Source organism: Ruegeria sp. BG8 (assembly GCF_056538325.1).
Map to the genome: position 1 here is coordinate 23,050 of NZ_JBQFSZ010000013.1, position 13,494 is coordinate 36,543.

General features: G+C 55.1%; 14 protein-coding genes. 1 reads left to right on the top strand and 13 read right to left on the bottom strand.

Features of this window, described 5'->3' with window-relative positions:
• Positions 1 to 114 precede the first annotated feature (114 nt).
• From ACR0DG_RS19225 to ACR0DG_RS19250, 6 genes are all read right to left on the bottom strand, one after another.
• Positions 115 to 1,230 carry an alanine/ornithine racemase family PLP-dependent enzyme gene (locus tag ACR0DG_RS19225; protein WP_480700031.1) on the bottom strand — a complete coding sequence of 372 codons (1,116 nt, stop codon included), beginning with the start codon at positions 1,228 to 1,230 and terminating at the stop codon, positions 115 to 117.
• Positions 1,227 to 2,426 (bottom strand): N-acetyltransferase DgcN family protein, encoded by a 1,200-nt coding sequence (locus tag ACR0DG_RS19230; RefSeq protein WP_170647618.1) that lies wholly within the window; start codon positions 2,424 to 2,426, stop codon positions 1,227 to 1,229. Before ACR0DG_RS19230 ends, ACR0DG_RS19225 begins: the two co-directional genes overlap by 4 nt.
• A gap of 92 nt (positions 2,427 to 2,518) precedes the next feature.
• On the bottom strand, positions 2,519 to 3,283 hold the full coding sequence (locus ACR0DG_RS19235; RefSeq protein ID WP_480707277.1) for a hypothetical protein: 765 nt from the start codon (positions 3,281 to 3,283) through the stop codon (positions 2,519 to 2,521).
• A gap of 79 nt (positions 3,284 to 3,362) precedes the next feature.
• On the bottom strand, positions 3,363 to 3,716 hold the full coding sequence (locus ACR0DG_RS19240) for a hypothetical protein (RefSeq protein WP_480700029.1): 354 nt from the start codon (positions 3,714 to 3,716) through the stop codon (positions 3,363 to 3,365).
• A 3-nt stretch (positions 3,717 to 3,719) separates the two neighbouring features.
• A complete protein-coding gene (locus tag ACR0DG_RS19245) occupies positions 3,720 to 4,028 on the bottom strand; it encodes a hypothetical protein (protein ID WP_170329073.1) in 309 nt (102 codons plus the stop codon).
• 447 nt (positions 4,029 to 4,475) lie between these two features.
• Positions 4,476 to 5,228: a Crp/Fnr family transcriptional regulator gene (locus tag ACR0DG_RS19250; RefSeq protein ID WP_170407657.1), complete on the bottom strand. Its 753-nt coding sequence runs from the start codon at positions 5,226 to 5,228 to the stop codon at positions 4,476 to 4,478.
• Between the two features lie 135 nt (positions 5,229 to 5,363).
• On the opposite strand from ACR0DG_RS19250, the gene ACR0DG_RS19255 reads away from it, so the two are divergent.
• Complete coding sequence (locus ACR0DG_RS19255; protein WP_480700028.1) at positions 5,364 to 5,603, top strand: hypothetical protein; 240 nt, start codon at positions 5,364 to 5,366, stop codon at positions 5,601 to 5,603.
• A gap of 465 nt (positions 5,604 to 6,068) precedes the next feature.
• On the opposite strand, the gene ACR0DG_RS19260 is transcribed toward ACR0DG_RS19255, so the two are convergent.
• From ACR0DG_RS19260 to ACR0DG_RS19290, 7 genes are all read right to left on the bottom strand, one after another.
• Positions 6,069 to 8,249: a type IV secretory system conjugative DNA transfer family protein gene (locus tag ACR0DG_RS19260; protein ID WP_480700027.1), complete on the bottom strand. Its 2,181-nt coding sequence runs from the start codon at positions 8,247 to 8,249 to the stop codon at positions 6,069 to 6,071.
• A gap of 97 nt (positions 8,250 to 8,346) precedes the next feature.
• Positions 8,347 to 9,636, bottom strand: a complete 1,290-nt coding sequence (locus tag ACR0DG_RS19265) for a TraB/TrbI/VirB10 family type IV secretion system protein (protein ID WP_480700026.1) — start codon at positions 9,634 to 9,636, stop codon at positions 8,347 to 8,349.
• Positions 9,636 to 10,460 (bottom strand): TrbG/VirB9 family P-type conjugative transfer protein, encoded by an 825-nt coding sequence (locus tag ACR0DG_RS19270; protein ID WP_480700025.1) that lies wholly within the window; start codon positions 10,458 to 10,460, stop codon positions 9,636 to 9,638. The genes ACR0DG_RS19265 and ACR0DG_RS19270 overlap by 1 nt, the downstream gene beginning before the upstream one ends.
• Positions 10,460 to 11,197 (bottom strand): VirB8 family type IV secretion system protein, encoded by a 738-nt coding sequence (locus ACR0DG_RS19275; protein ID WP_480700024.1) that lies wholly within the window; start codon positions 11,195 to 11,197, stop codon positions 10,460 to 10,462. Before ACR0DG_RS19275 ends, ACR0DG_RS19270 begins: the two co-directional genes overlap by 1 nt.
• 57 nt (positions 11,198 to 11,254) lie before the next feature.
• Entirely contained in the window at positions 11,255 to 12,334 is a 1,080-nt protein-coding gene (locus ACR0DG_RS19280) for a type IV secretion system protein (RefSeq protein ID WP_480700023.1), read from the bottom strand.
• Positions 12,331 to 12,714, bottom strand: coding sequence for a hypothetical protein (locus ACR0DG_RS19285; protein WP_480700022.1), 384 nt, complete (start codon positions 12,712 to 12,714; stop codon positions 12,331 to 12,333). Before ACR0DG_RS19285 ends, ACR0DG_RS19280 begins: the two co-directional genes overlap by 4 nt.
• Positions 12,714 to 13,472, bottom strand: coding sequence for a type IV secretion system protein (locus ACR0DG_RS19290; protein WP_480700021.1), 759 nt, complete (start codon positions 13,470 to 13,472; stop codon positions 12,714 to 12,716). The genes ACR0DG_RS19285 and ACR0DG_RS19290 overlap by 1 nt, the downstream gene beginning before the upstream one ends.
• Positions 13,473 to 13,494: the final 22 nt, after the last annotated feature.

Genomic DNA, 13,494 nt, shown 5'->3' on the forward strand with positions numbered 1-13,494 from the left:
AATGCGGATACCACCAATATAGGCATTGATGGCCTAATTTACTACGTAAAGCTGTAGAATAAGACGGTTGACTGAGGTTTGGGTTTAATCGGCGACGATCTTGGTGCGCTACCTTCACTTCGAATATGGGCGATCAGTGTTCGCTGCGGTGCAGTCAACCAATGCGCCATCACCATGGAAGACTTTTGCTACATCGGGTGCAGCCATGCCGCGCGAGAGCGCACTATAGTTCAATTTCAGCTTCACCTCGCCACCAGGGCGAAGCAGACAATTGGTGTTTTCAACAACGATATGATCACTGGTGGCTCCGACGAACGTGACGCCAGCAGGGAATATTAGACCCGCCGCAACAGTGTCCTGGAGTCCAATGGCAAGGATCGACCGAGTGTTTGAAGGACTGTCTAAAGTCACACACTGCATTGAAGGTATTGGATAAATCATTTGCAAGGGATTTGGATTTGATTTGGTCTTCGTTTCGATCACTTCCGCCCAAAGCGTAAAAACATCTGTGTAAAGCCCGTCGATCGCGTACCCCGAAACGGGATCGGTACCCAGCAGGATGGCCTCACCCAGACGCAGGTTGTTGATCTTTCCGTTCGCCCCCTTGCCAAGCGCCCATGGCAAACTGGCAGAGCCGCCGCCTGACACTGTTTCAAGAGCGGGTCCAAACGCGCGCTCGGTGTCGATGGCAAGCGACGAAAGCAATGCCATTGCTTCTGCAGAGGGTGCCACATGACCCAGACAGGCAAAATTTGCGCCAATCCCCTTCAGAGAAATCCCTTCCATTCTAAGAATTTGAGACACAGTGCTTTCAAGGTGTTCAGGCAAGATGCCATCCCGCATATCCCCCATTTCCACCATCAGGATAATATTGTGAGTAATGTTCTTCCCCAGCGCCTCGATGGCCAGGCTGGCGATAATGTCCATCTCAGTGTTGAAGCTGACATCGCAGTTATCAAGGACTTGCGCGACCTGGCTCAGCATGGGCGTTCGGATCAAGGATATGGAGCACGAGATTCCAGCATCGCGCATACGCATGATATTGCTGATCCGCGCGTCCGCCAGCCCTGTCACGCCACCTTCAAGCATAGCATTCGCAATCTCAGGATGACCGCAAACGGCTTTTGTCACACCTGTCACCGATATTCCGCGGGGTCTAAGGTGGTCGACCAGGAACCGTGTGTTGTACCGAATTTTGTCCAGATCAACGTCGATACGCAGCTTGCTCATTCAATCGTCGTAACACGTACGGGTTGCAAGCGCGGAAAGGCAGATAGAACCATATTCACCAAGTTTTTTGGAGGACGGTTCAATGCGTCAGTGACCGGGAGATACAATTTGCAGTTGTAGTCTGTGATGGCCTTTGAAATCTCAACATCATTCATTCCTTCATGGTTGATCGTCATGCCAATTACCTCTGTGTTCGCAAATGCCTCGATCAGGGTGATTTCATCGCAAGGGGCGGGCATAGTCATGTTGGGGAAATCACATCGACGTTTTCGTTTAGGCGCGTGTTGAAGAATAACTGCATGTGGCTGACTGCCTCGCAGAATGAAGGCTGATGTGCAAAAAGCCGGATGGCTTAGCGCGCCCTGGCCCTCGATCACTATTACATCCGGGTGCTCACCCTCGGATGCCGCAACGACAGCGCGCTCAAGTTCGCCACAACAAAATTGCGGCGGCACCGAATCCATCGCGACACCATACTTGGCGCCCTGCATCAAGCCAGTTTGGCCGGTGCCGACCAAAACTGTTTTGATCCCATGCGCGTTAAGTGCGCCTGTCAGGATTGTCGCGGTTGTACGCTTTCCAATTGCACAATCGGTGCCGAACACCGCGATGCGGATCGCCTGGACGTCTCCAATACTGCCATCTAACAGGCGCAGGTCGGGATTTGGCCGCGGCTTGCGAATGTCGCGTATCGTGACATCGTGAATTTTGGCAAATCCGGCGAGCTCCTTGTCATCGCTAAGAAATTCATGCAGCCCACTGACGATGTTCATTCCGAGCGTTATCGCATCCAAAACAACTTCGCGATCCTCAAGGGACATTCTGCCGCTGGCCGGCGCCATTCCGTAAATAAACGTGTCGGGGATCGTAGCTTCATTAGCGACGGCGGCATCAAGATCATCGAAGATGGGAACCTGATTTGCGATATTATCAAGCACTTTGCCACTGTCACAACCGCCATACGTGCTGTCGATCACCGAAAGAACGCGATAGGCCTGTGAATGTCGAACGAGACCATTAGCCGTCTTGCCATCGATCTTTGCGAAGTTTCCTTCGCAATACACAATTGCAGTCGGTGTATCTGTCACGAGTGTCTTGCGGTGAAGCTCTGGAAAAACTGCTTGTTCAGGCGCCAGCTTTTGCGCATCGCTGGCAATGAACTGCTTGGCATCCGACGCAATGGGTACGGGTTTCATATTTGTTCCTTTTTAGAGTGTGAAACGCGCGTCCTTGGTAAGGACGGGCAAAAATTGTGAAGTTTGGGAAAGTGGGCTTTCTGTCTGAATTCTCACTGGTTCAGTACACACAGCCCTTCTGATCGATGATAGTTTTTGTGGCATTGCCACCCATTGCCGGATCGGTCGATATGGGCATTTGCCGGTAGCTCGATTGCATTGCAGCGATCACCGGACGCCTCGTAGCCACGTTCGCATTTCCATCCAACTCCATGGATCGCGTCATCGTAGAAAGCATTTTCAGGCACAAACACGGCATCGCACCGTCCGTCGCGCTCAAAATACCCACGCTCGCACGTCCAGGGACGCCCGCTGGTTGATGCGTTCAGAAAAGCGTTTTCCGGCACCGCTACTGCCACGCATGCTTCTCCGTTTTTTTCGTAGCCACGGTTGCAACGCCATGCAGATCCATAAGTGCTATTCGTCAGGTAAGCATTATCCGGCACCACGATTTTCTGGCAGCTATCGTCTACTCTTGTGTATCCACGCAGGCACCGCCACCTCTCACCTGATGGATCGAGATATCCACCTTCAGGCACAATCACTTCAGTGCATGAGGTGCCGCCAACTTCAACAAAGCCGTGCATACATGCCCACCCTGAGCCGTAGGTTCTGTTTGTGGGGTAGGCATTTCCCGGCACGACAATGGCAACGCATTCTTCGCCTTTCAACCGATAGGACAAATCGCATTCCCAACCGTCGCCATATTTTTTGGGATGCGCGTTATCCGGGATCGAATTTGTTTCGGCCGATGCGGGACTTGATGAGATAAAGGAGCCCGCCAAACTGCTGAAGACGCCAACAAACAACGCAGCCATTAAGTGAGCGCAAAACCGGTACTGATTTTTTCGATTTGCCCTGATGCAAACGGCGTTGTCCGAATGTTGAGTGATTGAGTTACGATCCATCCAGGTTCAGCCCCTCAATGCAGGCCTGCGCCAGATCTTTGTTGGGGGTTTGGGATCCCGGTACCGTTGCCCAGCCGGCTGCCATAACGGCATCCTTTCGCTTGAAAGAAGAAGCTTCTTTGATCGTGATTATTTTTTCGGCGCGTTGGGCGTCAGTTCTCGCCATGTCGACGCAGACCGGAACCAACGCAGCGATTACATTGTCGCGGGACATGGCGTTGGCCATCTTGTCCGCACCACCGCCGGTCATCCATCCACCCCATGAAAATCCAACGACGCCTACGAAAACCCCGCCGATCAGAGCACCGTAGATTCCGGGTTTAAGCCATTCGGGCGTGTTCATAATCTATTCCTCCTGCGGGGAAAGCGCCGCATCGCTGTCATTGTTAGATGTGGCCAAGGTCTGGTCGTGCTTAAGCGCCAGTTCAAAATCTTCTGGGTCAATTGGGCGCATTTCCGTGCGGCCTGGCTTGCTGCCTTTGCCCCGAACTGTCAGGTAGGTTCCGGTTCTGCGATATGCTTCGAAACTCAGGCCCTGCAGTAGCTCTTCTTCGACAACTACTTCATACTCGCCTGCAGGAAGTACATCCGGGTAGCCGGACAAAGAGAACGGATTTGAAAACGTCACCAAAGAACTGGACGATCTTGTGCTCACCTTTGTCCTCCATTTAGTTTGTTGGATCTTCCCCGCGCAGTCTGCCGCGGTACACGCTCGTAAGCGCCGCGGTAGTACTGGCGTTGTAATTTAGAATAATGTGCAAATGGCAGACGCGCGCTGATCGATGTTAGTCGGCGGCCAATGACCTGAGATTTTATTGGAATCTCAAATGCATTTGGTGCCCGAGGATCAGGCACACTGCCAAAAATTGACTAACCTGCGTCAGTGCAACGATGTTTGGATTCCGGCAACGTGATGTGTGTTGGCGGGATATTTGCTGGCGTGTTCTTAACGAGTAATTGAGAAGCGCAGGAAATCCAGTACCGCAATCGGACTGTATTTATCTTGCGCTTCTTTTTCAGTGAAATCCCAAATCTGCCGAAGCGAATTCCGTCTCTAACAGGCAACGATCATCAAAATCCCGGCATCGCTGTAGGGGTGAACTTATTGCTTCAACAGTGGCCCGGCCTGATCCAGATAAGTGGGGTCAAAACCGGCCAACGTCACCAGTCCTTCATAATCATCAAATACCACTTGCCCGGATTGAAAAGTAACCAGCCCCTTCTCCCGCAGTTGCCGTAGGACACGATTAACATGTACGGCACTCAGTCCCAGTGCATCGGCAAGGTGGTATTGTGTCAGTGGGCAGGCGTATCCCGTCTTGCTTGCCATCCCGACCTGAGTCAGCCTCACACCAAGTTCCAATAGAAAATGCGCCATGCGCTCACCCGCATCTCGCCGCCCGATGTTGACTAGGTGCTCAACCACCATCGCTTCATCTCGAGAGACCGCCCAAAGAATTGCTGTCGCCAGCCGGGGCGTCTGCGCAAATGCTTCCAGGAGATCATCCACTACTACTTCAATGGCTTGGATTTCCATGATTGGTTCTATGCTGTGATCCGAGGTGTGCAGCAGAACGCTTCGCAAGCCCAGAAAGTCACCCGGTATTTGGAAATCGACGATCTGACGCGACCCGTCAGTCTGGGTTTTGTAGGAACAAACCCAGCCCGAGGCCAAAATGTAGGCCGCCTGCTCTGATTGCCCTTGATGCACAAGGTCACGTCCGGCTTCAAAGGTTCTGCGACGCTTGTGCAGGCGTGCCAATACCGCAAGTTCAACCTCAGTCAGAGCGACGAAGTTTGAAAGCTTTCGGGTGAGTGGACTATTTTTGATAGTACGCAAGTGTTCTTCCTTCATCGATGAGCAGCCCGCGAAACTATGCGACGCCAAGACTGCTTTCGATCAGTTAAGTATACAGCAATCTATGCCAGTATGATGCAATTCATTGTGGCGCTTCCTTGCTTGGACGCCTGTTAGAAAAGGACGTCTACCATGGCTGACCGGCAAGACCATTCAGGAATGGCCGCACTCTCAATTTGTGAAGCGCTTTTGCTTGCAATTAAAGATCGTGAGCTTCTGCCCGAACATGAAATTGTGGGAGTTCTGCATGACGCAGCCGCTGCCCACGAAGCAGCGGTTGGCAACAACGAAGAAAAGGATATGCACCAGGCCGCCGCTGTTCTGATAAACCAGATCATTGCTTCCGGCTATCGCGTTCGGCAGCAACGTTAATTTCTGTGTCAGAAAAACAAGATTACACTCGTCAAAAAAGCATAACAACAAATAGAAGTACTATTGGTGCCTCGTTCCCGATCAATTCAAACACGAAGCAAGAACCGAAAGTCCAATCTCTGCAATATCTCGACTTAATGAAAAATTCCACGACCGCGACTTACTCCCTCTTCCCGCCGACCTGCATGAGCCACAACGAGAATTTGCTTACTGGCTGAAGGCCCGCATGGCCTGACCTGCTGCGCTGCCTGCGACAACGCAAACGTTGGCTTTGTTCGGCGTCTAAGTTGCTGATCCTATCTGCCGCGAAACTACAGTTTGATAGTATCGCATCATCATAGCTTTGAATGACCGGTCTGGCGACAACAGCTGCAACGCAGCGAAGAATGTGCTGCTACAGCAAATCAATGCTGCGTCAGCAATTGCCGCAATCGCACAAGTCCGGTTTGTCCGCTACTTGCCAATTCACGCCCCACGCAGCGAATGGCCGTTGCTTTTCATGTTTTCGCCGCTGAACAGCGGCATCAACCTGTTGACCAGCTCATCGGGAGAGAGCCGATGCGCCAGGTCTGCAAGTTCGGGTTCACTGTCCGGGCTGACCGGGGCCAGATTCAAAAGGTTGCCGAGGTTGTCCGCAAAGCTTGGTGCTTTCACCATTTCGATTGCCTGCGTCAGCTGACGGTCTTCGGCTGTTTCTTCATCATCGGCAGTCTCGCGCGGATCTTCGAAGTATCCGTAGCCGGACACGCCCTGATCAAGGTATCCGTCATACTCAGGTGGATCATATGAGCGTGGTCCAGTGACAGCCGCACGCTGCGACAAGGGCGGTTTGGAAAAAGGCTCAAGCTCCGGTTCTTCGGCCTCAACCGAATTGGCCGACCCAGCACTTTTCAGGAACTCATCATACCGGGTCACAACGCCATCCTTGACGACTGGCAAATCCGGCCATTGTTTTCCCTTCTGGCTGTCACTCAGCGCTTTGAACCGGTGATCATTAAAATATGACACCCGATTAGTGCGGATTGGGAACATGCCCTTGCCGGTGATGATGACCTCTTCTTTACCCAAACGGCCGATTTCTTCGGGGGTCAGCAGAGCCCGGCTTTTCTCGGACCAGCTTTCCGACCGGCCCGGTTCTTTCGACCAGTTACGCCCCGAGACTGATTTCTGCGTCACCGTCTTGTTGCCAAGCGCCTTGGACAGCTTTTGCTTGGTTTCTTCTGAATTGGGCGTGAGCCAGACGTGCAGATGCGAACTCTCGGTCAGGATTTCCTCACCAGCTGGCCCATAATGTTCACGCAGCGATGCCGGCGACTGTACAATGAGGCACATGCGGCCGCCATAGCCGGGCAGGGTGGTTACCGCATCGAGGACGCCTTGCATTTTCCCCAGCGAATGAAACTCATCGATCAGAAACAGCACCGGCAGGAAATCCTCTCCCGAGGCCATAAGCCGTCGACGCAGCGCGTTGATGGCGCACTGGATGAACAGGCGGACGAGCGGGCGCGACACCTGCTTATGCGCTTCTGGAATCGAGATGTAGCAGGTCTGCGGTTCCCACCGCATCGATTCAAAATCGAAGTCATTGACCTTTGTCGCGCGCACGATCGCAGGGTTGCGCCAGGCATTCAAGCCCCCGCCCATCAGGACAGACAGGTAGATACCCAGCTGCTTGTTGTCCTGGCCCGCCATACGCAGCATCGCGCCTTTTGAGACCGGATCAGGCGCACGCGGGGCGAGGGCTGCAAACATGCCCTTGTAATCCGGTATCTCATCATCGCCCGCCACTTCCGGCGTCAGCACCTGAAGAACTCGGCCGAGTGAGGGTTCCGGCTCATTGCAGACGATAGCGGCTGCGGCCTCAAAGATTTCCTGCGCATCCTCCATCAATGACGCCTCAGCGCCCGTTGAACTTTTGGGCGCCAACAGTGCGGCACTGATTTCAGAGATCCGCACAAGCCGGTCTTCCAGGTCGGGCATCGCGGCAATCTCGATCAGCGGGTTGAAGCTGTGCGACCGGCCGACAAGCGAGCCGTCCGGATTGTTCGGAAACTGGACATCGAAGGGCGAGAGAACCCGCACTTTATCGCCCTTTGCCAGACGGCGGCGAGAGGTGGTTTCAAAAAGCTCGCCTTTTACATCATAGACGATGAGAGAGCCGGGGTAGTCGAGCAGGGTGGGCACGACGATACCAACACCCTTACCGGAGCGCGGCGGTCCCGACACCAGCACCGTGCCTTGATCATCGGTATGGGCACGCAGGTGCGGGGCTTTTTTCTCCGGTTTACCCAGCTTTCCCAGCACCAGCCCCCAATCGCTGATCAACCGCGCTGCGCGGATCTCTTTGGCCGATGCCCATCGCGCATCGCCGTGGGCATCAGTCGCGGTCACGCCAAACACCATGCCACCAAAGAGATAGGCGAGGCCCGCGCCGGTCATCAGCCCAAGTGTGATGCCACCCCAAAGCACCAGATCCCAATCCTTCTGGTGTAGACTGTTGCGCTGGCTCAGCAGGAGCCACGGCCGCCATGTTTCAATATCGCCATTCACCTTCCAGGCAATCAACAGCGCCGCCCAGAGCGGGATGCTGAGGACGCCAGCTGCAATCGTATAGGGAAGGTGGGTCTTTGCCTGTATGGTGCTCATGGCTGTTTCCTTCAGGGCAAGAATGTCGGGGTGCAGGTTTCAAAACAAAGCGGGGCACAACGCTGTTGAGCCCCGCCCTTGGGTCATTGATCAGGTGTCATAGGTACAAATCCCGCGACACGAACACGTTGATGCGCTCGCCCTGATTCACCCAGATTGTCGGCGGGATCGACAGGTACTCCTCAAAGGCATCCTGACCAGAATTCGCAAAGCCATCTGTGCCAGTGGACAGATCGTTGTCGCTCAGAGTGCGATTGCCAAAGCTGGAAATCCCCGAGAAGATCGAAATAAAGAACGCCACTTCAAACTTGAGGCCAAAGTGGTGCTGCACATTGCCTGTCAGACCGGCGCGGCCCAGACCGTCGACGCCACGCGAGCCGATCATGATGGAACGCTTGTCCGTTGTTATCACCCGGTTCCAGGCCACCAAAACCCGGCGCTGACCAAGAGAGATATCCGACGAATATTCACCGATCAGCGTTGAGCCTTTGGGGATCAGCATTGTTGTTCCATCCGCCGACCACACGTCCCGGCTAATGGTGGCTTTCAGTTCACCGGGAAGATCGGACGATATCGCTGTATCCAGAACGCCCGGAATCATCGTGCCTTGCGTGATCAGACGATGGACATCCTGCAGCTGCGTGGCCCGCGACGTCTGGACGGTACGGGATGCGGCAGCATCGAGGAAGTCGTTGCCCGTGCTGTTATTCGACGTCCCGCCAGCACCGGCCCCAGCAGCACTGCGCCCAAGGCTATTGGTCAAAGGCTGGGTCAAGCGAGCTTCTTCAGCCGCAACGGCATCCTGTACCGCATCGCCTTGCTGTTCCGTTTCTGCCGTTTGACCCGGTTCCGTGATCGGCCGGTTGGCTTGAATCCGTGCGAGCAGTTCCCGTTGACGCCGCTCATCGGCAAGTCGATCCTCGTCCAGCTTCTTCAGGAACGCCTCAAGGGCCTTCTCTTGCCGTTCGGTGCGCCGTTCCAGCGCGGCGAGAGCGGCTGCATCAAGATCTGGAGCAGGGGTTTCGGCGGCCGTTTTCTCAACGGGTGCCTCGCTCTGTGCAGCCGCGATCAGTTCACGCAACTCTGCCAACTCAGCCTCAAGAATGGCGACGCGCGGGTCAGGTTCTTGTTCAACCTGGGGCAAAGGTTCCGTTGGCACGGCTCCAAATAGGGCGCCCCCCTGATTGCGCTGATCCGGCGTCTCGGTGACTTCGGGAATGATGCTGCCGCGTTGGCCAGTCTCACCCCCGCCGCTGTTGATCCAGAGGAACAGGCCAACAAAGGCAATAAATGCACCGATGCCGAGTATCATGGGCAGGTTCGGGCCGCGATTTTCTTCCTCAGAGCCTTCGATGCGGTTCTCAAGCAATTTGTTTTGCTTAGACATCAGCGGCTCTCCCCACCTTGACCTGCGTTGCGCTGCGACGTGGATGACGAAACCCTGCGGGGCTTATTGGGGTCCCGGTTCTGGTCGATTTCATAGAGAGGGATGTTGAACACGCAGACCACATATGGCCCGTCGCGCAGGACCAGGCGCGGATAAACACCGGTGACGACAATGGTGCCATCTGCCAGATCCGTTGAGTTGACCAGACGTTCGCGCCCTTTTGCGTCCATGGCAAAGACAGCGGGCCGTACACTTTGCTGTTTCAGGCGCAGATAGGTTTTGCGCCCATCATCAAAAGCCACTTCCGGCCGCAACAACCTGTCACCACTTGCGCTGTATTGCAGATTGGCAGGCCGCCCGGTGGTGTTGAATGCCGCCTGGATGTTACCAGCCTGTCGCGGCTTGAAGCCCTTTTTCTGATCCGGGTAGCTGAACCGATAGAGAAACCCGACATTATCTGGTGGCCCGGCTTCATGCGCCTGAAGGAGAAACACATAGCTGCGCAGATTGGTTTGCAGAATGAGGTTGCTCGCCTGCGTGGTGGCATGTTTGGCCTTCAGGACAAAGCCGTTGCCAGCGGTCAGCGGGATAAAGTCCCAGGTCTTGGGATCGCCCCGGACCTCATCGACCATCTGTTCACCGTCTTGAAGGTGAATGCTGAGCGCATAGCCCCGCGACACATCGATCTTGTAAACCTCGTCAGGGTGATACACGAGGGTGCGCACGCGCGCGTCTGTGCGGGTTCCCCGTCCTTTTTGTTCAGCTGAGACAGAGGCCGCGGCAAGCGCCAGCGTCACAGCCACAGTGCAAATTAAACGCAGCATTATCGCGCCTCCTCATCCAAGCGGTAATTGGCGACACAAAAGCCGGTTGGATTGTTCCAACGCTCTTCCAGTGTCATGTTTCCGGTGCGGTCGAACTCGTATCCCATCGTCACCACAAAGTTCCGCGTCGTGACCGGGGCGCCCTGTTGTTGACGAGCGCTTTTGGTGATGCGCAGCGTGGCCGAGTTTCCGTTGCTCAGCGTGACAGACCGAATGCGAACATCGACGCGGCCATAGCTGCCATAGATGTTCATGGGGCTGTTGGGATTGTCTTCGTCATAGAGCGCAGCCAGATCCTCTGCGGCCCCGCCACAGGTTCGCCGGTACACATCGGTCAGCCGGTCGCGCTGATCGTGTGCGTCATAGGTTTCCCGGTCGCGGGTATATTGGAACAACAGCGCCTGGGTGACATACTCATCATCGTCCAGTGTCAGATCACCCAGACGGGATTCCACGTTGACCAGGCCGGTATGCTTGTCGACGGTAATGGCGATGGGTTCGACCTGTTTCAGCGGAGCCAGGCCCATGACGGCCGCTACGCCCATGACGCCGATCAGAGCGCCAACACCGGCCACAATATAGGCGATCCGCGCTCTGCGCCGCATCGACAGATACATCTCATCTTCCCAGCGGTCGTGACCGTCGTGAATGTTAATGGTATCGGGCAGGGGAGAACCCTGATACTGCCCGTCAGGATTGAGCGGGTGGGGCCTCAAATCTGCCGTTGCATGTTGCATCTGGTGACTCCTCGTCTGTTGCGGGGCCAACCCGCCAGTGTTTTCAATGAGTTTTGATCAGCTTCTGCGCCGTCGCGCGTCTTCCGCCATGCGTTCAGCCCCGCGCCTTACAGAATCCCGAATGCGCTGGTTATTGGCTTCTGTCGCGGATGGCCTGTCGGCCTCATTCGCAGCATTCGCGCGCTGATTGGAGACGTCGCCCAGGTTGTTGCCGCCAGAACTTGCGCCCGTCAGCTGGCCGCCCAGAACTTTCATACCTGTCGCACCTGCGCCTTTGATTTGTGACTCGCCGAGATTCAAAGCCGCGCCGCCAATTCGCTGTGCGATCATCGGGCAGATCAGAAGCAACCCAGCGGTGATCCCGCTAATGCCTGCGAGCTTGAACATTTCCAAAGGTATATCTACCCCGGAAGCGAGACCGTCTGAGACTGATTCAGAGACACCTCTCGTTGCTGCCAGCGCAATGCCCATGACTCCAAAGAGCAGAATCTGAAACAGAACCAGCATCGTTATTCCGCGCACCCAGCCGTTGAAGATTTCTGCAGAACTTCGGAGGTAGGCCCAGACGGCAAGGACTGGGAAAATTGCCAATAGTATCGCTAGTAGAACTTTTGAGGCTACAAGAAGGGCAAGGGCGATAATGATCATCACAAGGATGAAGAACGCAGCAAGCAACGCAAATAGGAGCACGCCCAAAGCATCGCCCGCGATGTAATCCGTTACCCCATATGACCCGATGGCCGTCACGATGTTTCTGAAAGACGTGTCAGCCACATCCGCAAATGCAGTGGCGACTCCACCAGCGTTTCCACCGCCCCCAAACCGGTTGATGATTGTGTTACCGACATCGATGGGGAATTGCGTGATGAACGGATAAATATACTGGGTCCAGAGCGCTCCGCCCGATACCGCCAGATAGAAAAGCGTGAACCGAAACACGAACATTATGAAGCCATCGAGGGAAAAGCTGCCCCGATATGCTGCGGTCACCGCCCAGACTGCTAGAGCAGCCCCGGCGAGCATGGTCAGGAATTGAGCACTTGGGGTCGCAAGCGCCTGAAATACTTCTTGCGAGCCGCCATTGATGATGTTGTCAAAGCTTTCATCAGTGCCAACAAGGAAGTCCCTGATGCTCATGATCCATCGTTCCTTTTTCTGAATTTGCGGATGCAGGCATTCACGGCCCGGTCGGCTTCGTAGAAGCCATCCGATGCGATCCCGTACTCTGCTGATATTTCTTCGACGGACATTCCCATCAGATCCTCGTCGATTTCGACGGTTTCAGTGAGACGTAGATCCCTTTCCGGCATTGGTTCACCAGCCGAAAACGCAGTTTCGCATTTCTCGGCATAGGCAAACCTTACGGCAGCCTCTTTGCGTGTACGTGAAGCCCGCTTTGCATCTAACAGGCGCAACTCTTCGATTTGTTCCTGCGTTAGAGCAAAGGCCGGTTGACCCGCCGCCAGCGATGTGGCGACGAAAACAGCGATGAGTAGGGCGTGAGTGGAATTGCGCATCAGTTTGATCCTTCAGGTCTGTACGCCTGACGCGCGACGATATCCTGACCGCGCAGGCGCTGGTTTACGATTGCGGCGTCCAGCTGACCTTGTGCAGAGAGAGTTTGCAACAAAGTGGCGAGCATCATGCCGTTCTCAATCGCTATGCGGGTGTTCAGATCAATGCTAGCTTTCAGATCATCGGTTGCGGAAATCTGCTCACGATACCCGTCATACCGCTCCATCGCTTCCCCGGCTCCCGCAAAGCCTTCCTCGGCAATCGCAAGCCCGGCCATGCTCGAACCGGAGACCAGATCATGCGACCTTGTGGCCGGATCTTCTGCAGAACGCCCGAGCGCCTGCAGCCCGCTTAACGGTTGGAAATCCACCCGCAACTCTTCCATGTGATTGCTCAGGCGGCGGTTCACCGAATTGCCGGTCATGGAGAGCGTAGACAAGGACGAGGACAACTTGCGCGGGGTTATGTCGCCACTGAACAAGTTGCCGATCGTTTCACGCGCGCCGGTGATGGCATTGTGTGTCGCCCGCGCTTGGCGCAACTGTTCCTGAAGCTCCTGCAACTGTAGCAGAGCATTGTCGAGGATCTGCGTGTTCAGACCAACCATTTCGCCGCTGGAGTTCAGCAGCGCGATCAGTTCGGCATGTTCCGTCACACTATAGGTAGGCACGCCCTGCGCTCTGGCAGTGTCGGCCGTCCCGATAAATCCGGCCAGTGCAAGGGCGACAACCGCGGCGGTGCTTTTCAGAATGGTCTTCATTGTCTCGTCCTTTCAGGGGAGG